This window comes from Methylotenera sp., assembly GCF_036401095.1.
GTDB lineage: Bacteria > Pseudomonadota > Gammaproteobacteria > Burkholderiales > Methylophilaceae > Methylotenera.
The window spans coordinates 1-20,734 of record NZ_DASWWA010000004.1 but is presented as its reverse complement, the minus strand read 5'-3'; the positions used below and the strand labels follow the sequence as shown (position 1 = coordinate 20,734).

Genomic DNA, 20,734 nt, shown 5'->3' with positions numbered 1-20,734 from the left:
GAGCACATCATGGCAATCGCATATTTTTGTAAAAATACATCATTTGATATGGATGGACGTGAGTATCAACTTACTCAAGAAATAGCAGCTGGTCTCTGGCAGCTACAAGAAGTACGTACTGGCAGAATTCATGAGTTCAAAACATCTGAGCTTCAACAGCGTTATGCAGATGGCAAATTAGTATTCACAGAAGATGCCAATAAAACTGTAAACAAAGAGGAGACCTTTAAAACCCTGCCAAATAAGATTAATCACAAGTTAGAAGGTAAGGCATGGGATAGAGCCAAGGTTAAGCGTATATATGCCAAGGCTATTGAGCATTTACCTAGTACTGAAGGCATTGTTAAGCAGGCAATTAATGAAGTATGGGAGAAAATAAAATTACCAGAGAAAGCTCCTCATTGGGTAAGCGTGTGTGCTTGGAAGAAAAAATACATCGCTCATGGTAAAAATGCTTTTGCTCTTGGCGAACAACATCAGCGCAAGGGTAATAGAACACCACGCTATCCTATAGAGGTAATTGAAATAGCAGAAGATTGTATAGACCGCATCTATATGCGCCGTGAACGCGGTACCGTGGTGGAAACGACAGAAGAGATGGCGGTTATGATTGGGCGTGAAAACAAACAGCGCCCCAATACTCTGCAACTACCACTTCCTACAAGAAGGTTAATCGAAAGATTGATTAACCTTATCCCTGCTTTTGATCGATGCGCAGCAAGATATGGGCGTATTGCTGCCAATCGTTTATATCGTAGCAAACTAAAACATCTGGTCACAAAGAAAGCACTAGAGTCGGCACAGATCGACCATACTCAGCTCGATTTATTCGTGATTGATGACGACTCACATATGCCATTAGGTAGGCCTTGGCTCACCATCTGTATTGATAGTCATACGCGTTGCATCCTAGGTATTTACATAGGATTTGAACCGCCTAGCTATCTTACTGTTGGTAAATGCTTAAAGCATGCTTTCCTACCTAAAACTAACCTGCAGGAGCAATTCCCTGACATTAGAAATACTTGGGATGCACATGGGGTGATGGAGCAATTATTTGTTGATAATGGGTTGGAATTTCACAGTATCAGTTTAGAAAAAGCCTGCTTTGCTTTCGGTGTGGAGATTGTTTACACACCGCGTAAAAAACCTTGGTTTAAAGGCAAGATAGAGCGATTCAATCGTACGATTAACGATGATGTCAGTCACGGGATTGCCGGCACTACCTTCAGTAATATTTTTGAGAAGGATGATTACGATCCTGCCAAGCATGCAGTGGTGACTTTAAGTACATTACGACGAATCATCCATAAATGGATTGCTGACTACTATCACCAAAAGCCACACCGTAGTCTAGATAACCAAACACCAGCCGTAGTCTGGACCAGTAGCGTCCACCCTGAGGATATCGCTTTGGCTCATAACCCAGCAGAAATGGATATGTTATTGGGTAAGGCGGTTGAAAATAAGAAAGTCACTCACAAAGGCATTGAGATTAATAACCTGCTCTATAACTCTCCTGAGTTGATGAATCTAAGACGTCAATATGGCGATCCCTTAACAGTAGATATCCGTGTGGATGAAGCCGATATTGGCCATCTATATGTCCTTTTAAAGGATCATCAAGGATATATTGAGGTGCCTGCACTTGATCAAGATTACGCTAAAGGTACAACCTTGTGGCTACACAAGATCTGTCGTGATTACGCCAAAAAGCATTTCAACAAAGTAGACGTTTACAGCTACGCCCTGGCTAAGACAGAAATTCGTGAGATTGTTGAAAAAGACTTGAATCTGAAACGCAGAAAATCTAACGCAAGGGTCGCTCGATATAAGGATACCAACCAGCAATCTGCTGCCAAATCGACGCCTAAAAAAGTCGCAAACGCTGTCAGCAAGAGACCAGTTGCTCCAGTGAGTTCAAATAAACCAGTCGTTGCTAAGGTCCGTCCTAGTTACACACCGGTTATCGACCAACGCGCATAGTGAAATTAACAATATTGAAGGTACACATCATGAATAAAGCGACTTACATTCCAACCACTGTGGATCAAATACTGGTACCACATGATATGTTTCAAAAAGCGAAATTACGTATCGATACGCATTTAATCGCTGCACAACATTACCAAGAGCCCACTTGCATTGCCGTAGTAGGCGAAGCGCGCACTGGTAAATCACGTTTGTTAGAGTACATCACTAAGGAGTATAAAAAATACCGTACTCCCGAAGGCTTAGTGGTGCCAGTCCTGAGTATCAGAACGCCATCAAAACCTACAGTAAAAGCGCTGGTTGAAATATTGTTAAGGGAGATTGGTGATAAGTTATGGCACAAACGAGAGTCAGAAAACGAAAAGACAGAACGCTTATATACCTTACTCAAGCACACTAAAACACACACGATAATCATTGATGAGTTTCAACACTTCTATGACAAGGTGTCTCATAAAGTGCAACACTACTTGTCAGATTGGTTAAAGATTTTCGTGGATCGTTCTGGCTTGATGCTGATAGTCGCTGGCCTACCTGATTGCATGACTGTTATTAATCAGAACCAGCAATTGCGTGGCCGCTTCTTAGCACCTATCCGTATGCCACGTTTTGATTGGGAAAACGAAGACTCAAGAGAACAATTTATCGCATGCTTAGAGTCTTTCCAAGCAGGCTTAAGTCTTTATCATTTTCCTGATTTGGCTTCTGATGAAATGGCTTTCAGATTTTACTGTGCAACCGGAGGATTGATCGGTTATGTAGCGAAGGTGCTACATCAAGCATGCTTGAATGCACAAATGAGTGATCAGTCCAGCATTACGTTTGAAGATCTGTCTAACGCTTATGAAGAGGCAGTGTGGGTAGATGAGGTTGCGCCAATGACCAATCCATTCTGGCCTGAGTTTGATATGGTTCCTACGGAACACTTGCTAGAAGCAGTGCAACTCATTGGGACAGCAAGTCCTGAGCCTATAAAACCAAGAGCCAGCCGATCAAAAGCCAAGGACATGAGTGCAGCGGAGGCGCTGACGCGATGATAGGTTCTAGTGAGTATCATGGGCTAAATTATGAGTCAGCTATCCAGCCATTGGTGATCACACCCTCCCCCAAAGAGGGGGAGGCTTTACCTGGCTTTATTTTGAGGACGTCTGAAGCCAATGGCTATAAATCACCATTAGGCATATTACATTATGCTGGTATGGACGATAACGAAGCGCGGTCAGCAAGACCTCCGCTTGATAAGCTGGCGGTGTTATTTGGTAAAACACCATCAGAACTTAAAGCTGTTGGATTGGACGGCCAGAATGCCAAGCATAGTGGCCGTTATTTGCAGGTCATGGGTCATGCTATTCCATCCATGTTCACGCGATCTAAACATGCTAGTTTATGCTTGGAGTGTGTAGAGAAGTTTGGCTATGTGGATGGGTTTCATGAGTTGAAATACGCAGTGGCTTGTCATAAGCATCAGGTTAGAGTTGTGACTAGCTGTTCTGAATGTCACAGACCTTTGAGTTGGCATCGTATGGGATTAACCAAATGCAGTTGTGGCGCAGACCTCACACAAAATACTTCTGAGAGCGTTACTGATCCTTCAGTGTTGGCTTTACTAGCCGTTTTATATGCAAAGCTGATGCGCCAGCCTTTGAATTATGCACAGATGGATGATTGTGGTTTTCCGAAAGAAGCGATGGAGCAACTATCGATACAAACCTTGCTTTCGATAATTTATCGTTTTGGACTGTTCAACTGTGAGCCTATAGCAGAAGAGGATGTTGAATTTGCAGCTGTGAAAACAACTGCTGATGTTTTTTCAGATTGGCCACACCGATTTCATGACTACTTGACCGAGGTGCATGCACCAACTACTAACCTAAAAGCTAGCGGTCTGCGCGGTCAATTCAATTCATTCTATGAGTATGCAGAAATTGGCAACTACACTTGGCGTACAACCCAGCACACTCAGAAAGATGATTGAAGATAAGGTGATTAACGTTGAGATTAATGAGTTGAATGCAACACGTAAGCTAGTAACCTTGGCCGCACAGCAGCCCTTTGAGTTTGCCTCAGGAGATCGGCTCAGTTTGAAGCAGGTGGCCCAGCGACTTGATATTCCTGTAAAAGTAATACATGCCTATCGGTCACATGGTTATTACGAGGCTAAGCACTTTGTTGCACCAATGCATATGTTTCATGAGCGTGATGTCGAAAGACTACACAGTTGTCTGATGCAGAGAATGCAATTTAAAGTGCCATTTCTGGTGAGTAAGCGTCACCTAACATTGGATCAGGTAATGAGACTTAAAGTTACATCAGAGATGAAAGCTATGTGGCTGAATGCGGTATGTAATCGTCAAATTTTAGCCGTTGGCACTGCTAGTGCTTTACCTAGTGGATTGGTTTTTGATGCACGTAAAGTTAAAAGCTATTTTGATAATATCAAGCTAGCACTACAGAACACTGTTTCTCTTAGTGAAGTTGAGTCTGAGCTGGCAATAAAACGCCCGACTCTATTTGCGTTGATAAAACATGGACTACTCACGAAAACCTATCTAAAAGGGTTTGGGCTACGCATCACGGAGCATTCATTTAACCATTTCAATAACAGTATGATTCAGTGTCATCAGGTTGCAGCTCTTAAAAAATCAACACAAAAATCAGTTCTAAAGCTATGTAAGCAGCTGCGCATTCCAATCATTAAGATCGAAGGTAACACTGACATTTATTGGATACCGAATGGCTATGTTAATTTACTGGGTATTAATGATGGTACTCAGGAGATGATTGCTGCATAAATATTCATCTGGATTATTGATCTTGATACAACATCACCCAGCTTCGGCTGGGGTTTTTATGACAGTGCTGATTAAAATTTGATGTATCCAGTATTTTATTGCTGAACCAGTCACTTAACGCTTGTATCCCCATCCACTCAACATCATTGTCCACAGAGATTGTGGAATCAAACAATCTCTGTCCCCACCTTATTCATGCTTTCCCATGATATTAAATCAGTAGGGGATGGAGCATTTTTGTTACATTTAGCTAAAAGATCGGCCAGCTTATATTTAGGTCGCGCTACATGAAGTGCTTGTGTGTCTAATTCAACAGCATCGCCAATAGCTGCATCAATTTGCTTCAACAGCTTTGCGGGCAGTCTAATAGCTGCACTATTTCGCCATTTCCTTATACGAAGTTTCATTCAATCACCCCCAAAGTGGTTATATGTATTCTAGATACGATATATTTCACTTTCAATAGTATTTATAAATTAGCATCTATAAAATGGGTGGCAACTCAGTTATCTACTAAAAGACCTACGTGAAAATGCTTCCACAAAATAAAGCCGATGTCGAAATATTGTTAGAAAGCCTCAAAGACCTAGGCTATCGTTTTACTCGACCTCTCGCAGAGAGAGCTACCTACCTAGCAGAACCAACCAATATCAAAATGATGCGGGCAGTTATTCTTGATACTGAAACTACTGGTACTGATTACACGCAAGACAAAATCATTGAACTTGGTATGGTGGTTTTTGATTACTGCCCACGTACCGGCATAATTGGCGATGTACATGGCGCCTTCAATCAACTAGAAGATCCGGGATTCCCAATCCCACCAGAGTCAACCAAAGTGCATCACATCACCGATGACATGGTAGAAGGTAAATATATCAACGATGATGAATTGGAAGCATTTATCGATTCAGCCTCTATTATCATTGCCCACAATGCCAAGTTTGATCGACGCTTTGTTGAGTCAAGATTCCCTATATTTAAATCAAAGCCATGGGCCTGTTCTTTCGCCCAGATTGATTGGGCTGCAGAGGGTTTAGGAAGCAGCAAGTTAGAGTTTCTCGCTTATCGTTCTGGTTTTCATTATGACGGTCACCGCGCATCTGTTGATTGCCATGCACTGCTAGAGGTATTGCACTGTGCTCCGACTGAGTCAGGAATTCTGCCCATGAAACAGATGTTGGATAACGCTAGGCTTAAAGAATACAAAGTGTCTGCATTACAAGCACCTTTTGAATCTAAAGACCTATTAAAGTTTAGAGGTTATCGCTGGAATGCAGAGCGTAAAGTTTGGCATACCGTTATTCAGGAGTCTTTATTCGAATCAGAGGCAGAATGGTTAAAGACAGAGGTCTATAACAACAAGAGATGTAAAATTGAGCGAGAGAAAGTTGATGCGCTTAATAGATTCTCTGACCGTATTGGCAGGTTGGAGGTGATTGATTGTTGATTATGTTTAATTACTAACAATTAAATCGTAGAAAGAACAACGACCACCGTAGTGGTCGTTGCATGCGAGACTCTCTCAGTGCTTTCACACCTAGCCACTCCAGGTGACATCCAGTTTCCCAGACGGCGCCACGTTTTTTCATTCGCTTAACGTAGATTTATGACCAACACAATATCACTTTATTTAAATATGTAATAGTTAAAAACCTACTTTCTTTTTCGACACACTCAGTACTTTTTTCTTGGCTTGCTCGTAGATATTAAATAGTAGCAAGTCAATTAAAATCCATAACTTACCGATTTTTCACTTTGTCAATTAAATTTGACATGTATTGATAAAAAGTCGTAAAATCGCCACTAAATTAGACACTTGCATTAATAAAGTGCGCTTTTAAGTCGACTAGTGAATGTTGATAATTGGCGGTGCAAAATTTGATGTACTTATACGGAGAGTATGCGATGGCAACTTCTACACTTGGAGCAATAATCAGTGAGGTGCTAGAAACGGGTGAAAAACGAGTTCTGAGTGAAACAGAAAGACAGCAGTTTTACGAAGACTTTTATCGAGATGTTTCTGAGAAAATCGAAGATATAAGGAATGATCAACGAAAAGCATATGAAGAAGGTAAGAATCTAATCCTAGCTTAGCTTTGACTTAACGAACAAAAAGCCATTATTATGTAATGGCTTTTTTTATGTGGATAGTTTGATATGTCAAAAAGACTGAGCTTATATAAATTTTCAGATATTGATAATGCTTTTGTAGGCTTAGCATTTACTTCTACAAACGGGAAAAAGCCTCGTTTCAATTCTTTAGCGAACATTCTCCAGTTGCTTAATAATTTGGGGTGTAAAGCAATAATTAAACAGTATCCTGTACAGGATTCTGACTACTACGCAGAATATTCTAAATATTATTCTAAAACTTTCGCATCAATAGATAAATATTGTCACAGACTACATTTTTTTTCTACCGCACCTTTAGATAATGAAGATTCACTCGACTATATAGATCGTGTTCATGTTGATAATTCAAGCGACTATTTAGGCTTTATGACCATTAGGCCGATTAGGTCAAGCCCAGTAGCTGCAACAATTATTAGACCTCCGGCGGGTAATCATTTCGTTCTAGCACATGAGGAGTTTCTTGTACATTTAGCTGGCAGAACCTTTTCCATACGCGCAACGCCTTTTATGCAACAAGATAATGCTGTAGGCGCATGTGCACAGGCGTCTATTTGGATGGCGCTTCGAACGTTGAGAAAAAGAGAGGGCAACTCTGCATTTGATCCTGCTCAAATTACCTCAGCAGCAACTCGTTTTTTAACTCGTGGAAGAACTCTCCCTAACAGAGAGGGTTTGAGCGTAGAACAAATTATTGAGGCCGTTAGATTTGCTGGATACTCGTCTCATATAATATGGCTTAAAGGACACTCTGAGAAAATTTTAGATGATGCTTTAGAAAATGCAAAAAGAAAAATCTATACATATGTGGAGTCTGAGATTCCTGTGATATTGGGGTTGTTTCCTCCTAGCCCGCAATCTGGACATGCAGTGGTTTTAATAGGGCATGGATGGGATGCAACTATAAAGCCTAACTCTATCGGCAACTATACAATGCCACATAACTCGACTTTAAATATGTTTCACTCAGTGAGTTGGGTGAATGATTTTTATATACACAACGATAATACTGGGCCATATTTAAAACTTAAAGATAGATCTGACCAAGATTATGCTTTGGAGCAGGCTGTTTTTGCAGTCCCGCTACTCCCAAGTGATGTTTTTATCACTGGAGAGGAGGCTGAAGCTACCTCGCTTGAGGTGATATTACAGATGATAAAAGAGTACTTGGAAACAAAGTCTGCTGAATTATTACAAGTTGATGTAAAGCCTGTTGTGGTTAGAACTTATTTATCAGAAAGATACAGGTTTCGTGAATGGGTAGCTAAAAACGCTAGTATGGCTGATATTTTAAAAAGGTATTATAGGGAAAAGGAATTCCCTAAGAGGATATGGATTACAGAAATTTGTTTACTTGATAACTATGCTGAGTCTGATAAAAATAATGCTAATCGTATAGGAGAGGTTATATTGGATCCAACGGGTGAGCCAAATGATACACCTTTTTTATCAGCACATATTAATGTCACTGCTTTGCTGGGAAAAGCTGGGCCTGGCATCCTTGTAGATAGGAGCTCTAGCGGGGAGGCTATTGAGGTGTTACGTGTAGATGATGATACGGTTTATCCCGCTTTATGTAGGAATTAGCGTATATGACAAAAGCAATTAAGCCTTTGGAACCTCTGGTAGTGATGGAGCCGAATTCGCCGAAAACTTTTCTTTATATGCTCTTAGATGGGCCACTACGCCAGAGACATTTTCTTTATGTTCAGCCAGTTCTCCTTCATCAAGAAGTCTAGCTTTACCATCTTTCATTAAAATTGAAAGCTGAACTGGTCCGTTAACACCACCGGCATTAAGATTAATAGCATGTTCTATTGTCCATGTCGCAATAAAGATGCCTTCTTGCAAAGTCGGCATGCCATCACCCCAAAATACATTTCGCATTAATCCTAGAAATGGATCGGCAATCAATTGCCCACTTCCCATAGATGCATACCATATTCCTGTGGTTTTCAGCTCAGGCTGCATATCTGCATTACCAAACTCGCACAAGTGTATATCGTTGTCAGCTGTATAGGCAACTAATGCTCCATATTGACCTGCTGGAGCCCTTGTGCTCATGAAGTTTTCAATGGCTAGACTCGTCATTTTAGTTGCCATTTGGATGCCGTTCAAACCAACAAATTTTCTTGAAGCATAGGCACTATCAATTACATCACAAAAGCGTTGTCCTAGTCCCACTGAACCTGTACCCGCAACTATAATGGAGTCATGAAGAATTTGAATTTTCTTAGTTGATTGTTCAATAGTGGAAATTTGGCCAGCACTAAATGTTGCTGAGCTGTCCGATCCAATAATGATGCCATCTTTGCACTTGATACCAACCAATATCGTCATTTAGTTGCCTTTGAAAATACTATTAACTTTCATCTCAGGATAAGCTTTGTAAATGGATGATACCAAATCAGCAAAAGATAATGATCTTACGAAATTCGATACAGCTTTGATATAGTCGAATATTTTTGCATCAATTTCTGCTGATGACTCCTTTGCTTTAGAGAGACCTGTATCTGTTAATTGATATTTTTTCCATCCTCTACTAGAGGGGGATGTGGAAATATATCCTTGTCTTTCTAATTCGCGGAGATCTTCGTAAATAGAGGCGTCAAAAGGGCCATAGTCGTATGGACGGAAATCAAAAAATGGTCCGCCTAGACGATTGCTAATATTCTTGTCTAACAAAAACATCAGTTTTTGGATTTGTACAGGTGTGTATTCGCTTTTTTCACCAGCGGCTAGCGCTGATAGTAACAAGTCTGATTTATTCATAATCATTCATCCTTATTCCCAGACAATCAAAAAGATTGCAAAAGATAAATTTCATTTATTGAAAGCTGCGAAATAATAAAGCAATTTCAATAATTTAAGAACATCTTTTATGGGTTAACTTCAAAAGTTGGCATGACATTAAAGAAATAATTAACTTTGAATTTTGATTATTCTGACTTAGCAAAATGCTTATATGCAGTCTTGAGAATTTCCTCCAAAGAAGACGCGCCCTCTGCAGTTAATTTAGGATCTGATCTTAAATACGAAGAAATTAACGCTATAGATTCAGGGCGATCAGCTTTCTCAGCGGACGCAACAAAATTAGCAGGGTTAAGGCCTGACCAGGCAGAAAGGGAAGCTAAGCTATCAGCGTCTGGACGCTTGCCTTGTGACATTCTAGCCAAGGTTGAAGTGCCTACAGCAGTTGCTGTTGCTACATCTTTCCAACTCATTTCCCTAGTTTCTCTTGTTAAGTTCACAGCCTCATAAAAGGCGTCGTGATTAAAACCTTTATTTGAAGTAGCCATTTTGTTACTCTCCGAAAAATAATTGCTAAATAGAGTATTGACACTCTATTTAGCAATGGTATATAGTTGCGACATTGATTGCATTATAGCAACCATTTATCTAAATAGCAATAATCATATAAGGATTTAAACATGAAAAATCAAGAAGATAATCAACATGATGTAAAAGAAATGAAGGAAAAGAACGATAATCCAGGCAAGTCTAACGTAGACATTGAGCTTAATTCGACATCTGTATCTATTCACAGAGGAAGTTATACAGTATCAGATCTAAAAGCAACCTTGGGTGTTTCGGCAGACAAGGAGTTAGACCAGTTTGTTGATGGCGATTTTGTCCCGTTGAATGATGATTCAAGAGTGGTAATTAAAGGAGGTGAAGTATTTATTAGCCATGTTCGTGCAGGAGGATCATCGTAATGGTATCGGAACAAATGCTGACTGAGGTTAAAAAGTTATTCTGTAATGACGCTTCGATTATGGTGGAGGCTGGGTTGACATACATTCATTTTCCATCACTTACCTTACCACCTGGAAATACACCAGGTGCAATAGAAGCATTGGTATGCCTGAGCACAAGAGATGGTTACAACACACGATTATTTTTCTCAGAGCCGGTAGCTGGAAAGGGTCAAAACTGGTCTGTACATAGCATACTCGGAAAAGCTTGGCATACCTGTTCATGGAATTACGTTGAATTTTCAGGTAACCCTACAAATGTTATTGCTCAGCATTTAAGGGCATTCAAATGAAAAAAATATCGTTCAAAATCACGAGTGGATTAGATCGTGCGATTCGGTCTAATCTACAAACAAGACACAAGTTTGCTGCTGAGCGGGTAGGATTTATAGCATGTAGTGTTGCATCATTGGATGATGGACTGATATTGCTAGCCAAGGATTATTATCCAGTGGACGATGATGACTATATAGATGATATGTCAGTGGGTGCGATGATGGGGCCAGCTGCTATTCGGAAAGCATTAAAAATAGCTTACATTGAGAATATGTGTATGTTTCATGTCCATATGCACGAGCATCGTGGTGTCCCAAGTTTCAGTAAGGTTGATTTAAGAGAGAGCTCAAAATTCATTCCAGATTTTTGGAATGTCCGGCCAAAGTTACCACATGGAACTATTGTGTTGAGTCATGACTTAGCAAGGGGCTTATGTTGGACACCTAATCCTAAAAGCATATTCCCAATAACTGACATTACAGTTACCGGCTCACCTTTGTCAAAAATTTGGAGAAGGTCTTAATGAAAAGAAAATATTCTAGGCAAAGCTTTTTAGGTGAGCAAAGCGATGAAATATTTGCAAGTGCCAAAATTGGATTCATTGGTTTGGGCGGCGGCGGATCACATATCGTACAACAGTTTGCACATCTTGGATTGGGTAATTTCGTATTAGTTGATTTTGACAGGATTGAAGATACAAATCTGAATAGGCTGGTAGGCGGCACTGTGAGAGATGTCGAGCATAACGAACTAAAAACGACTATAGCCCAAAGAGTGATTAGACAGGTTAATCCAGATGCATCCATACAAGTCTTAAACACTACTTGGCAGGAGTCGGCAAAACAGTTACGCGATTGTGATCTCATTTTTGGCTGTTTAGACTCATACCATCAGAGACGCGACTTAGAGATCTTTACTAGGCGCTATTTGATTCCTTATATTGATATAGGTATGGATGTGCACAAAATAAACGATAACTATTATATTAGTGGGCAGGTAATTTTGTCCTTGCCAGGGAATTTATGTATGCATTGCATGAAGTTTCTAAATGAAGACCGTTTAACTAAAGAAGCCAAAAAATATGGGGATGCAGGCGGAAATCCCCAAGTTATATGGCCGAATGGGGTGTTGGCGTCGAGTGCAGTTGGTATAGGTGTACAAATACTAACTTCATGGGGTTCGATGAGCACAGGGGCGATTTATTTAGAGTATGACGGCTCAGACGGAACAATTAATAGCAGCCCAAGAATGAAGTATTTAGAAACTGCAGTATGTACTCACTTTAAAGATACCGAGGCTATGGGAGACCCGTTCTATGCGAATTCTTGAATCAATTTTGAATATTTTGTTTGCAATTATAGATTTCTGGCAAAAAACGAGTGACCCGTTTTTAAATCAATACCGTAGCTATGTTAGACAAATAATCGCATTTTCAGCAATGACCGCTATATTGTTGTTACTAGCTGGGTTCATAGCTCCCTTTAGTGAAGATTTGCAAAGCCTGACCATGATTGGGCATTACCTTGTTCAATTAGTATTTATTTTTGCGATGATTTTTTTATTGATTGCGATATGGAGTTGTATTGCTCTATGTATGTTTCTGCGAGAAAGCGGAGATTGGGAATAAGTTTATTTTTAAATTTATATTGAAAGGTTTCATGATGAAAAAGAATCAACATGTAGTTCCGCATAAAAACGAGTGGGCAGTAAAGGGTGCTGGCAATGGACGTGTAACCGCAATACATTCAACACAAAGTCAGGCAATTGAGCATGCGAGAGATATAGCAAGAAACCAAAAATCAGAATTGATAATACATGGAAAGAATGGACAAATTCGCGAGAAGGATAGCTATGGGAATGATCCATTCCCTCCAAAAGATAAAGGTTAACTTAAATCACAGCTTCCGCTTTTAAGGAAATACGCCACTATGACAAAGTGGAACCTACAAGTGAAAGTCTTTTGCTTCGAATTGAACAATAGTTAGTAAATAGATAAGAAAAATACATATGTCTGATTATGCTGTTACCGAATATGACAATAAGCCAATGTCTGCATGGGAATTCCGCTACTTATATTTAAGTGATGGCATTCGATACGATAGTTTTTATTGTCCATTTTGTGCCATTAAACTATGCGCATTTTTGATATATACCGATGGTGAAAGTTCACGCTCGCCTTATTTCTCTGCAAGATGGGAGCCCCATAGGTACGAGTGTAATGGCGAAGCAATTTACCCTAATGCAGTAGTAAAAAAAGTAGGACAGGCTCATTATGATTCTCACGAATTAGTTTTCCCAGAAGCTTTAACAGAACGGCCGCCCAGACGTAATTTAAAAAATAAAGTTACCGAGCGGCCACGGTTGACCATCTCAAGTATCGAGGTCTTGGAGCGTAGGAGAAAAGTAGGGTTATTAGGTAAGCCAATTCCTAAGACTTATTTACTCCAGCCTATTGTAGAGATGTATAACAGTGTTTGGACTGATGGTTATAGCAATGTGAAAAATAAGATTTGGGATGCCAATGATCTGGTACCGTTGACTAAAAGCATCTTAACTAAAATGCCAATTTCCTTGGGTGATAAGACAAATTATTACGATGCATTTTGGGGACCAAAATATTTAAATACAAATCGCTCTAGGATTTATCATGGCAGTGGAGTTGTAAAAGCAATATCAGATGGATTTATTATTTCTAGCGATGTGAGTACAAGCGTAAATGGCAATACTTTTGCTTTCCAAATTAAAGTTTATAATGCGCTTCTACATGACGATTCCTTAATGTCTCATCTAAAGCTGTTCAAAGCCCTTGAGCAGTATGTAAATGATAAAACACCAATACGTTGGTATGCTTATGGTCAACCCATGTTAGTGAATAATCTATATGAGCTGCTAGTTGTGAATCTTGACTATTTATATATCAAAAATGTATTTAAGAAGAAACCATAGCAATAGCTTGATTCCATCCAGGTAGGAAATCGCCAGTATTATTCAAAGGGTGTAAAATTTTAGTATCGCCTTTAAAGCTTTTTTCTAACAGTCCTAAAAATGCGATTAGATATGCATAATTTAGAACGCCGACATAAATTTCTGAATGATTAGCTATAGCCTGCTTGGCTAGCTCGTAGTCCATGTTTGTCTCGCCAAACTTGATTGCAATTGTTAATAATATATCTCGTGAAATTAAGTCTCCTGACGACAACTCAATAAAAAACTCTGGCCCATGTGCACCAAGGATAGGATAGATATTGACACTATGAGTTTTTATCTCTTTCTTAATAAAAGAAACATATCGGTTTAATAACTCGACTGCTGTAAATCCTGTTTCAAACATACCTAATCTCCGTTTAATTCATTAATAATATAAAAGCCACATACCTTTGACGATAATGTGGCTTTGGTGCTGCTGAATCTAATCAGTCAGTTCTTAAATGTATTGGCTAAATTAATTAGCTCAAATAAATGAAATTTCTGTCTACAAATATGAAGTTTCTTAGAAATATCTCAGTTGCAACTTATACGTAAATTTCTGCATAAACTAGCACTTTATGAGGACTTCTAATTGTGGCTTATGGTGACGTGCCTCAATTTAACCTATTGATTAAATTGACTAGTGAATAGCTGCTTATTGATTCACCAACATTTTTGCGGGATTGTAGCTCTTCTACGTTCTATTAATAGACAAACCACCATCTACTAAAGAAGCAGTTCCACTGACAAATGATGAGTCGTCAGATGCGAGGTATAACACTGAATTTGCAATCTCTTCAGGCTTCCCTACACGTTTTAGGGCATGCATGCCGGTTAAAAAGGCTTGTGATTCAGCGGTTTTATTTTTCTCGCGATACATATCAGTATCTACAGCCCCTGGTAACACAGCATTGACTCGTACACCCTTAGCTCCATACTCAACGGCTAATGCCTGTGTCAGTCCAATCAAGCCAGATTTACTTGCAGCATAAGCTGCAAACTCAGGAAATGCTGCACTATATCCCACAAAAGTTGAGGTGAAGATAATTGAACCACCGCCTTGTTTCACCATTTCTGGGATTTGATATTTGGCACCTAAGAATGCACTAGTTAAATTAATGGCCAATGTGTCATTCCAGCTCTTTGCAGACACATCTGCTGTTGGGCCAATCTCTCCCAAGGTACCTGCATTATTAAAAGCGATATCTAAACGACCAAAGCTTTTAACGGTAAGTGCTACTAATGACTTTGCAAACTCCTCTGACTGCACATCACCGGCAAAAGCAATCGCCTCCCCTCCATCAGCCACAATTTCAGCAACCAGTGTCGCTAGCTCAGCTTCACGGCGCGCTGCAACCACTACCTTAGCGCCATGTTGCGCAAATAGTTTTGCAGTGGTACGGCCTATGCCTGAACTAGCACCAGTCACGATAGCGACTTTTCCAACTAGACGTTGATAAGATTTATTTGTTAATTTTGTATTTAAGTTACTCATGATAAAACTCCTTATTGAATGATTAATTTGTTTTAGCCCTAAAGCATGAATGCAGTATGAGCCTTTCATTACTCAATAATAAGTCGTATATTGTGACAATTACTTTATACCAATAGTAGAAGATAACTTATGGAAACCTTGAGCAGTATCGAGTCATTTGTGCGTAGCGCCGAGCTTGGCAGCTTCTCAGCCGCAGCCAGAAGATTAAGCCTGACCCCAGGTGGTGTAAGTAAAAACGTTGCTAAGTTAGAGGCAGATTTAAATGTGCGATTATTCCATCGCAGCACGCGCAGCCTCACGCTTACAGAAGCCGGTGAACAATTTTTAGCGCAAGTGAGTGGTGGTTTAGATTCTATTCAATCGGCCATTGCTAATACAAGCAATGCTGGAGGCCAACCTACAGGCACACTAAAAGTAGGTATGGCAATGGCTTTTGGTCGTGACCATATTCTGCCTTTACTGGGCGAGTTTTTAAGCTTGTACCCAGCAATCAAACCAGACTGGCGCTTTGATAATCGCCAAGTAGATTTAATTGGCGAAGGTTTTGATGTGGCTATTGGCGGCGGTATAGAGCTAGCACCAGGTGTGGTAGTACGTGAATTAGCAAAAGTACATTTAGTTTTGGTGGCTTCTCCGGCTTATTTGGCTAATAAATTCATTCCGAAAACACCTGCTGACTTAGAGAAATTTGATGCCCTTATTCGTTATTCACAAACCACTAATCGCATCACACCTTGGCATCTCAAAAGTTTAGCAGGGGAACAGGTGACTATTGAACTGCCTCCGCGAGCAACTCTCAATGACCCAGAGGCTTTGTGTAACGCTGCAATTGCAGGCTTGGGCATTGCACACGTGCCTATGCCGCATGTATTGAAGCACTTAGAAAGCGGTGCATTATTAAGAGTACTACCAGATTGGTACACTGAGATTGGCGTAATTTCACTTTATTTTGCTGCAAAAAAACTTATGCCAGCAAAAACAAGAGTCTTCGTAGACTTCATTGTTGATAAGTTTCGTAGCCAACAACTTTCAGAAAAATGGTCTGCAATAACGAAAACTGATTGATGATTTGAAAGGCTAGTCTAAATTTTTAAGCTCCCAGTTTACTCGTTCAGTATCTTTGTTAGTAAATGTTGATGAGTCAAAAATTATGGCCAACTCAAGAATGGCATTTTTGAAATACACTGCAAAAAGCACAAGCACCTAAGTCGCTAAAAGTTGAAGTTGAATGATTAAGTTTCCGTTCAATTATTGGCCTAACTAGCTTTTGCGGTTTATCGAACATCCTCATTTACATCTCATTCTTTGTTGTAAGAAACTATCTCTCGTTTGGGCATTCAAATAGATTGTTAAGTAAAGCAATCTAAAGACTGCTTAAAAGTGTTTTGAGCACTTTAGTTTAGCTGGCTTAGTAGGGCGCGGATAGTTTGATGGAATTTTGAAGCTTCGCCCAAAAGGAGAAGTCAAATGTCTAAAATGCGTATTGTTTTACCACTTGCGATTTTACTATTGGGTGGTTGCGTGGTTACACCCGCAGATAGGGTGGTTGTAGCCCCGGCCTTGCCAGTGGTAGTGGAGTTTGGTGTTGAGCCTTATTATTATCAACAAGGGTATTACTACTATTACGATAATAACTACTGGCGTTATTCACATTCACGCTCAGGCCCTTGGCTAGACTTGCCTCGTAGCCATTACCCTAAAGAAATCAGATATAGAGGTCGCGGTGGTGATGGCAGAGACCGAGATGGCGACAGAGATAGATATAGGGACCGAGATCATGACCATGATGGCGGCTACCACGACCGACGAGGAGGGTATTAGTACGGTCGCTTATTCTCAACGGAGTTTTGCCTAAAACAACCTATGTTAAGCCGCTAAGTTAGCGGCTTTTCTCGTTTTTTACGCGCTAATGTTTACACTATTGGTGCTAGCATACCCTTGTTTTATTTAATGGATGAATGCCATGAGCGTGCGTATTGTAAGTTTTGAGCCGATAGCAATTAGTTCTGCCCGCATACTGATACTTGGCAGCATTCCTGGTGAGGCATCTCTTAAGGCTGGGCAATATTATGCGCATACGCGCAATACGTTTTGGAAGATTATGGGCGAACTCATTGGGTTTGATGCGCAGGCTCCCTATGAGCAACGTGTTGCAGCATTGAAGCTTGCTGGTATCGCATTGTGGGATGTTTTGCACTCATGTTACCGTGAAGGTAGTCTGGATTCCGCGATTAAGAATGACTCAATCGAAGTGAATGACTTTAATGCGTTTCTAGCGCAGCACCAGCATATTACAAGGGTATGTTTCAACGGTGCCGCCGCAGCACAGTGTTATCAAAAGCACGTATTACCCACATGCAAGCATACTGCTATAGACTATATGCGCTTACCATCAACCAGCCCGGCACATGCAGCATTATCATTTGAGCAAAAAGTGATGGCTTGGCGTACAGCAATCGGTATTGCACATGCCATGCAGGATTGAGGTTTAAACTGACTAGCCAAGTAGGATTGGTTATTGATTGTTAAAGCAACTCTTCCACCTGCTTTTTGATATTCGCGGCTAATTTTTTTGTGGGTAAGTCGTTATCATCGCCACCAAACGGTTCTTCAATCTCTTCGGCGATCAGTTCTAAACTGGCTAACACGTAGAAAATAAATACTACGACTGGAATCACGTAGTAGCCCAAGTTAAACACATAGCCAAACGGCAGCGTCATCACATAAAAGAAGATGAATTTTTTAATAAACGCACTGTAAGAATAGGGGATCGGTGTGTTTTTTATGCGCTCGCACGCACCGCAAACTTCGGTGAAGGATTGTAGTTCATCTTTAATGATGAAAAACTGGTCACCTGTGATTTTGCCTGTGGTGTATAGCTCATTGGTTTTTTGGAACAACAGCCTAGCCACTTGCAGCGGGCTGTGTTTGTGGTGGTCGATTTCTAAATCTAGCCCTTCAAACAAACCTTGGCTGACTTCTTCATTGGCTAAATGTTTGGAAAGCACCGAAGCATAGGTGGGAATGGCTTTTCTAAAGAAATTGCGGTCGCTCTCATCGGATAAAAAAGCAGAGAGTTTAAGCGCTAGGTTGCGGCTATTGTTGACTAAAGCACCCCATTGTTTTCTGCCTTCCCACCAGCGCTCGTAAGCGGTGTTGGTTCTGTAAGCCAATAATAATGACAGTACAAAACCAACGGTGGTGTGCATTAACGGGATATTCTTCACATGGCTTTTATCGGAGAGTTGCCAAAACTCTAACTCCAAGTAGGCAATGCCGCCGGCGTATAGCCCTATGAATATCATCATGGGGATAAGCCGCCTAAAGGTATCCGATTCGTGAAAACGGAAGATAAAAATAATCCAGTCTTTCGGGTTATATTGAATCATTGTTTTTGGTACGTTGCCTGTTAAAAGTTTGCAGCGAGTATAGCATGGCAGCAATGATCGGCTGGAAAGGCGAGTCCACGGTCAAGTAGGGTGGGTAACTCATTACCCACGTGTGGCAATCTCAAATATTCACCGTTGCTTAGCGCGGAATCGTTTTAATTTTGTAAGTAACTACCAAATAAAGCTAACCCAGGTAGCAAGGTAATCAATATCGCCCCCACCAGCTTTGTCCACCAGTGAACCTGTGTACATATGCACATAGGATGCAGTCGCTATAACGTGCCGGTTAACTTTCCATTGTGCAGCGGCTTCTAATGCGGTGCCTACATATCTGGATGCATCGCTAGCTGGCAACAGCACGCGCCCCGTGGTTGCGTAAATCGCATCTTGCTTGGTATGTTTCCAGATGAAGTCACTACCAAACGTGATGGTCAGGTCTTCTCTGGGCTGCATTTGCAGTGAGGCATGAATATCGGCCAGATTAGCTGGGCGGAAAAATGCAGCATCATTGAAGTAATTAGCTTTAAAAAATAATGGGTTAAAGGTTTCTAATTTGCCATCTTTTTTATTGCTGTCGCCACTTGCGATATCCGCTTTGATGCCTAGGCGTGGGCGCCAGGCAAGGTCTTTAAAGGTGTAACCGCTATCACTGGCAAAGGTCCAGGCGCGAATGTCTTGATTACCAACTTCGCCCAGTTGCGCCACGGCCTCCCAGTCGTAATCCCATTGCCCGTTCTTGCCAAACCAGCGCAGGCCTAAGGTATGCCTATTTTCAACACCCTTGGCACCTACATAAGCCGCTTCTTCATTGCGGTAGTTAAGGTAGTACGCATCTACACTGGTGCCAGATGTTGCGCTTAATGGCGTGCTGGCATAAATGCCGCTGAACGTTTGTGCCTGATTTGGCCCATCTGCCTCGTATCTATCTTCTTTTACCGGGCGCGTCACAAACGCATACAGTTTTTTATTGCCTTCATTCGAGTGTATAAATTGCAAGCCATCAAATTTCAATTGCGTATTCGGGCCTGCTCGCGTGGCAATTAATCGCCCGGAGCCGTAACTCATGGAGAACCTGCCGGCGCGTACGGTTTGCCTGTTGCCATTCGGGCTTGGGTCGCCAAAGGTATAGTCGATAAATGCTTGTTGCAGGTCTAGCGGGTTCTGGTTCACGTCTAGCTTTTGCTCGCCGCCAAACTGCACACTGGATATGCCTTGTACAAAGAACCGCAGGCGTTCATTGGCATGGAAGTCGGCATGTAGCATGATTCTCTGCAGGCCATAATGCTCACTGTCTGCACCTTTGATGCCAAAGGCTTGATTGTGCGATTGTTCATAGCGCTCGCGGATTTCACCGCCGAAGGAAAGATAGCTTTCCGGGTTATCAGCGTCTAGTGGAATGTATTTGAACGTATCAAACGGGTCGGTACGTTTTGCCGGGTCCGCCAGATAGGAGTAACGCTCGGTGTAACGCAAAATGGTATAAGGTGGCGGCTTGGCATTTGGGGCGCCAAACGGTACATCTTCTGCCAATATAGATTCATGAGGGTGAACGAATTGTGTTTCATGCTCTTTGTTATCAGCAAGTGTGTAATCTGCGGCTAAGGCTGGAAAAGTGAAGGCAGTGGCCATTATCACTGCCGTCAAACGCATAGGACTCACACAAGAGGTTTTGATTTGTTTGTTCATGATTTCATCAAATTCTTTAGATGCTGGTTGATTGGCGAGTTAATTTAGAAAAATAACTAGCAGGAGCAGAAGGGGAGCATTCCCCCTCTGTTGTTTTTTGATTAATACTATTTATTACCGCTCAGCGCGTTATACGAAGTAATCAGATTACGGTAATCCGGGATATGGTTAGATAACAAAGTAGCCAAACCTTCCACATCATTACGCCAGTCACGGTGTAACTCACAAGCCACGCCAAACCAAGTCATG

25 protein-coding genes and 1 pseudogene are annotated in these 20,734 nt (G+C 41.0%); 17 read left to right on the top strand and 9 right to left on the bottom strand.

Annotation, left to right across the window (positions count from 1 at the left end; genetic code table 11):
• Positions 1 to 9: 9 nt before the first annotated feature.
• Genes VGD82_RS04750 through VGD82_RS04735 form a run of 4 tightly spaced genes read left to right on the top strand, consistent with a single transcriptional unit; the run spans position 10 to position 4,784 of the window.
• Complete coding sequence (locus tag VGD82_RS04750) at positions 10 to 1,986, top strand: Mu transposase C-terminal domain-containing protein (RefSeq protein WP_331019310.1); 1,977 nt, start codon at positions 10 to 12, stop codon at positions 1,984 to 1,986.
• Between the two features lie 29 nt (positions 1,987 to 2,015).
• A complete protein-coding gene (locus tag VGD82_RS04745) occupies positions 2,016 to 3,029 on the top strand; it encodes a TniB family NTP-binding protein (protein ID WP_331019309.1) in 1,014 nt (337 codons plus the stop codon).
• Entirely contained in the window at positions 3,026 to 3,967 is a 942-nt protein-coding gene (locus VGD82_RS04740; RefSeq protein WP_331019308.1) for a TniQ family protein, read from the top strand. The genes VGD82_RS04745 and VGD82_RS04740 overlap by 4 nt, the downstream gene beginning before the upstream one ends.
• On the top strand, positions 3,960 to 4,784 hold the full coding sequence (locus tag VGD82_RS04735) for a hypothetical protein (protein WP_331019307.1): 825 nt from the start codon (positions 3,960 to 3,962) through the stop codon (positions 4,782 to 4,784). The genes VGD82_RS04740 and VGD82_RS04735 overlap by 8 nt, the downstream gene beginning before the upstream one ends.
• A 167-nt stretch (positions 4,785 to 4,951) precedes the next feature.
• Here VGD82_RS04735 and VGD82_RS04730 read toward each other — a convergent pair whose 3' ends face one another.
• The gene (locus VGD82_RS04730) at positions 4,952 to 5,191 is read right to left on the bottom strand and encodes an AbrB/MazE/SpoVT family DNA-binding domain-containing protein (protein ID WP_331019306.1); all 240 of its coding nucleotides are present in this window, start codon (positions 5,189 to 5,191) and stop codon (positions 4,952 to 4,954) included.
• A 125-nt stretch (positions 5,192 to 5,316) separates the two neighbouring features.
• On the opposite strand from VGD82_RS04730, the gene VGD82_RS04725 reads away from it, so the two are divergent.
• The 3 genes from VGD82_RS04725 to VGD82_RS04715 all read left to right on the top strand — a co-directional run bounded on the left by VGD82_RS04725 (position 5,317) and on the right by VGD82_RS04715 (position 8,504).
• Positions 5,317 to 6,234: a 3'-5' exonuclease gene (locus tag VGD82_RS04725; protein WP_331019305.1), complete on the top strand. Its 918-nt coding sequence runs from the start codon at positions 5,317 to 5,319 to the stop codon at positions 6,232 to 6,234.
• A 458-nt stretch (positions 6,235 to 6,692) separates the two neighbouring features.
• The gene (locus VGD82_RS04720; protein WP_331019304.1) at positions 6,693 to 6,881 is read left to right on the top strand and encodes a hypothetical protein; all 189 of its coding nucleotides are present in this window, start codon (positions 6,693 to 6,695) and stop codon (positions 6,879 to 6,881) included.
• A gap of 63 nt (positions 6,882 to 6,944) precedes the next feature.
• Positions 6,945 to 8,504, top strand: a complete 1,560-nt coding sequence (locus VGD82_RS04715; protein WP_331019303.1) for a hypothetical protein — start codon at positions 6,945 to 6,947, stop codon at positions 8,502 to 8,504.
• An 18-nt stretch (positions 8,505 to 8,522) separates the two neighbouring features.
• Here VGD82_RS04715 and VGD82_RS04710 read toward each other — a convergent pair whose 3' ends face one another.
• The 3 genes from VGD82_RS04710 to VGD82_RS04700 form a co-directional block, all read right to left on the bottom strand.
• Positions 8,523 to 9,257 (bottom strand): hypothetical protein, encoded by a 735-nt coding sequence (locus tag VGD82_RS04710; RefSeq protein ID WP_331019302.1) that lies wholly within the window; start codon positions 9,255 to 9,257, stop codon positions 8,523 to 8,525.
• Entirely contained in the window at positions 9,258 to 9,689 is a 432-nt protein-coding gene (locus tag VGD82_RS04705) for a hypothetical protein (RefSeq protein WP_331019301.1), read from the bottom strand.
• Positions 9,690 to 9,856: 167 nt separating this feature from the next.
• A complete protein-coding gene (locus tag VGD82_RS04700) occupies positions 9,857 to 10,216 on the bottom strand; it encodes a helix-turn-helix domain-containing protein (protein WP_331019300.1) in 360 nt (119 codons plus the stop codon).
• A gap of 132 nt (positions 10,217 to 10,348) precedes the next feature.
• On the opposite strand from VGD82_RS04700, the gene VGD82_RS04695 reads away from it, so the two are divergent.
• The 7 genes from VGD82_RS04695 (at position 10,349) to VGD82_RS04665 (ending at position 13,894) form a co-directional block, all read left to right on the top strand.
• Positions 10,349 to 10,633 (top strand): hypothetical protein, encoded by a 285-nt coding sequence (locus tag VGD82_RS04695; protein ID WP_331019299.1) that lies wholly within the window; start codon positions 10,349 to 10,351, stop codon positions 10,631 to 10,633.
• Positions 10,633 to 10,965, top strand: coding sequence for a hypothetical protein (locus VGD82_RS04690; RefSeq protein ID WP_331019298.1), 333 nt, complete (start codon positions 10,633 to 10,635; stop codon positions 10,963 to 10,965). Before VGD82_RS04695 ends, VGD82_RS04690 begins: the two co-directional genes overlap by 1 nt.
• Positions 10,962 to 11,471: a hypothetical protein gene (locus VGD82_RS04685; protein WP_331019297.1), complete on the top strand. Its 510-nt coding sequence runs from the start codon at positions 10,962 to 10,964 to the stop codon at positions 11,469 to 11,471. Before VGD82_RS04690 ends, VGD82_RS04685 begins: the two co-directional genes overlap by 4 nt.
• The gene (locus VGD82_RS04680) at positions 11,471 to 12,277 is read left to right on the top strand and encodes a ThiF family adenylyltransferase (RefSeq protein ID WP_331019296.1); all 807 of its coding nucleotides are present in this window, start codon (positions 11,471 to 11,473) and stop codon (positions 12,275 to 12,277) included. Before VGD82_RS04685 ends, VGD82_RS04680 begins: the two co-directional genes overlap by 1 nt.
• On the top strand, positions 12,264 to 12,575 hold the full coding sequence (locus tag VGD82_RS04675) for a hypothetical protein (protein WP_331019295.1): 312 nt from the start codon (positions 12,264 to 12,266) through the stop codon (positions 12,573 to 12,575). Before VGD82_RS04680 ends, VGD82_RS04675 begins: the two co-directional genes overlap by 14 nt.
• A 31-nt stretch (positions 12,576 to 12,606) precedes the next feature.
• Entirely contained in the window at positions 12,607 to 12,837 is a 231-nt protein-coding gene (locus VGD82_RS04670; RefSeq protein ID WP_331019294.1) for a DUF2188 domain-containing protein, read from the top strand.
• 118 nt (positions 12,838 to 12,955) lie between these two features.
• Positions 12,956 to 13,894, top strand: coding sequence for a hypothetical protein (locus tag VGD82_RS04665; RefSeq protein WP_331019293.1), 939 nt, complete (start codon positions 12,956 to 12,958; stop codon positions 13,892 to 13,894).
• Here VGD82_RS04665 and VGD82_RS04660 read toward each other — a convergent pair.
• Positions 13,878 to 14,279, bottom strand: a complete 402-nt coding sequence (locus tag VGD82_RS04660) for a hypothetical protein (protein WP_331019292.1) — start codon at positions 14,277 to 14,279, stop codon at positions 13,878 to 13,880. The genes VGD82_RS04665 and VGD82_RS04660 overlap by 17 nt on opposite strands.
• 330 nt (positions 14,280 to 14,609) lie before the next feature.
• Complete coding sequence (locus VGD82_RS04655) at positions 14,610 to 15,410, bottom strand: SDR family oxidoreductase (RefSeq protein WP_331019291.1); 801 nt, start codon at positions 15,408 to 15,410, stop codon at positions 14,610 to 14,612.
• A gap of 129 nt (positions 15,411 to 15,539) precedes the next feature.
• Between VGD82_RS04655 and VGD82_RS04650 the strand changes: the two genes are divergently transcribed.
• From VGD82_RS04650 to VGD82_RS04640, 3 genes are all read left to right on the top strand, one after another.
• Positions 15,540 to 16,475 carry a LysR family transcriptional regulator gene (locus tag VGD82_RS04650; RefSeq protein WP_331019290.1) on the top strand — a complete coding sequence of 312 codons (936 nt, stop codon included), beginning with the start codon at positions 15,540 to 15,542 and terminating at the stop codon, positions 16,473 to 16,475.
• Positions 16,476 to 16,877: 402 nt separating this feature from the next.
• Complete coding sequence (locus VGD82_RS04645) at positions 16,878 to 17,231, top strand: hypothetical protein (protein ID WP_331019289.1); 354 nt, start codon at positions 16,878 to 16,880, stop codon at positions 17,229 to 17,231.
• 142 nt (positions 17,232 to 17,373) lie between these two features.
• A complete protein-coding gene (locus VGD82_RS04640; RefSeq protein WP_331019288.1) occupies positions 17,374 to 17,895 on the top strand; it encodes a DNA-deoxyinosine glycosylase in 522 nt (173 codons plus the stop codon).
• 40 nt (positions 17,896 to 17,935) lie between these two features.
• Here the strand turns inward: VGD82_RS04640 and VGD82_RS04635 are convergent, their stop codons facing one another.
• The 3 genes and pseudogenes from VGD82_RS04635 to VGD82_RS04625 form a co-directional block, all read right to left on the bottom strand.
• A complete protein-coding gene (locus tag VGD82_RS04635; RefSeq protein ID WP_331019287.1) occupies positions 17,936 to 18,799 on the bottom strand; it encodes a bestrophin family protein in 864 nt (287 codons plus the stop codon).
• Positions 18,800 to 18,970: 171 nt separating this feature from the next.
• On the bottom strand, positions 18,971 to 20,485 hold the full coding sequence (locus VGD82_RS04630) for an alginate export family protein (RefSeq protein WP_331019286.1): 1,515 nt from the start codon (positions 20,483 to 20,485) through the stop codon (positions 18,971 to 18,973).
• Positions 20,486 to 20,592: 107 nt separating this feature from the next.
• A pseudogene (locus VGD82_RS04625) lies at positions 20,593 to 20,734 on the bottom strand (hydrolase); the annotation flags it as partial.

What these genes read in the sequence shown, in the direction of transcription:
- VGD82_RS04750 (WP_331019310.1), top strand. Translation starts at nt 10, where the DNA reads ATGGCAATCGCATATTTTTGTAAAAATACATCATTTGATATGGATGGA.
- VGD82_RS04745 (WP_331019309.1), top strand. Translation starts at nt 2,016, where the DNA reads ATGAATAAAGCGACTTACATTCCAACCACTGTGGATCAAATACTGGTA.
- VGD82_RS04740 (WP_331019308.1), top strand. Translation starts at nt 3,026, where the DNA reads ATGATAGGTTCTAGTGAGTATCATGGGCTAAATTATGAGTCAGCTATC.
- VGD82_RS04735 (WP_331019307.1), top strand. Translation starts at nt 3,960, where the DNA reads ATGATTGAAGATAAGGTGATTAACGTTGAGATTAATGAGTTGAATGCA.
- VGD82_RS04730 (WP_331019306.1), bottom strand. Translation starts at nt 5,191, where the DNA reads ATGAAACTTCGTATAAGGAAATGGCGAAATAGTGCAGCTATTAGACTG.
- VGD82_RS04725 (WP_331019305.1), top strand. Translation starts at nt 5,317, where the DNA reads ATGCTTCCACAAAATAAAGCCGATGTCGAAATATTGTTAGAAAGCCTC.
- VGD82_RS04720 (WP_331019304.1), top strand. Translation starts at nt 6,693, where the DNA reads ATGGCAACTTCTACACTTGGAGCAATAATCAGTGAGGTGCTAGAAACG.
- VGD82_RS04715 (WP_331019303.1), top strand. Translation starts at nt 6,945, where the DNA reads ATGTCAAAAAGACTGAGCTTATATAAATTTTCAGATATTGATAATGCT.
- VGD82_RS04710 (WP_331019302.1), bottom strand. Translation starts at nt 9,257, where the DNA reads ATGACGATATTGGTTGGTATCAAGTGCAAAGATGGCATCATTATTGGA.
- VGD82_RS04705 (WP_331019301.1), bottom strand. Translation starts at nt 9,689, where the DNA reads ATGAATAAATCAGACTTGTTACTATCAGCGCTAGCCGCTGGTGAAAAA.
- VGD82_RS04700 (WP_331019300.1), bottom strand. Translation starts at nt 10,216, where the DNA reads ATGGCTACTTCAAATAAAGGTTTTAATCACGACGCCTTTTATGAGGCT.
- VGD82_RS04695 (WP_331019299.1), top strand. Translation starts at nt 10,349, where the DNA reads ATGAAAAATCAAGAAGATAATCAACATGATGTAAAAGAAATGAAGGAA.
- VGD82_RS04690 (WP_331019298.1), top strand. Translation starts at nt 10,633, where the DNA reads ATGGTATCGGAACAAATGCTGACTGAGGTTAAAAAGTTATTCTGTAAT.
- VGD82_RS04685 (WP_331019297.1), top strand. Translation starts at nt 10,962, where the DNA reads ATGAAAAAAATATCGTTCAAAATCACGAGTGGATTAGATCGTGCGATT.
- VGD82_RS04680 (WP_331019296.1), top strand. Translation starts at nt 11,471, where the DNA reads ATGAAAAGAAAATATTCTAGGCAAAGCTTTTTAGGTGAGCAAAGCGAT.
- VGD82_RS04675 (WP_331019295.1), top strand. Translation starts at nt 12,264, where the DNA reads ATGCGAATTCTTGAATCAATTTTGAATATTTTGTTTGCAATTATAGAT.
- VGD82_RS04670 (WP_331019294.1), top strand. Translation starts at nt 12,607, where the DNA reads ATGATGAAAAAGAATCAACATGTAGTTCCGCATAAAAACGAGTGGGCA.
- VGD82_RS04665 (WP_331019293.1), top strand. Translation starts at nt 12,956, where the DNA reads ATGTCTGATTATGCTGTTACCGAATATGACAATAAGCCAATGTCTGCA.
- VGD82_RS04660 (WP_331019292.1), bottom strand. Translation starts at nt 14,279, where the DNA reads ATGTTTGAAACAGGATTTACAGCAGTCGAGTTATTAAACCGATATGTT.
- VGD82_RS04655 (WP_331019291.1), bottom strand. Translation starts at nt 15,410, where the DNA reads ATGAGTAACTTAAATACAAAATTAACAAATAAATCTTATCAACGTCTA.
- VGD82_RS04650 (WP_331019290.1), top strand. Translation starts at nt 15,540, where the DNA reads ATGGAAACCTTGAGCAGTATCGAGTCATTTGTGCGTAGCGCCGAGCTT.
- VGD82_RS04645 (WP_331019289.1), top strand. Translation starts at nt 16,878, where the DNA reads ATGTCTAAAATGCGTATTGTTTTACCACTTGCGATTTTACTATTGGGT.
- VGD82_RS04640 (WP_331019288.1), top strand. Translation starts at nt 17,374, where the DNA reads ATGAGCGTGCGTATTGTAAGTTTTGAGCCGATAGCAATTAGTTCTGCC.
- VGD82_RS04635 (WP_331019287.1), bottom strand. Translation starts at nt 18,799, where the DNA reads ATGATTCAATATAACCCGAAAGACTGGATTATTTTTATCTTCCGTTTT.
- VGD82_RS04630 (WP_331019286.1), bottom strand. Translation starts at nt 20,485, where the DNA reads ATGAACAAACAAATCAAAACCTCTTGTGTGAGTCCTATGCGTTTGACG.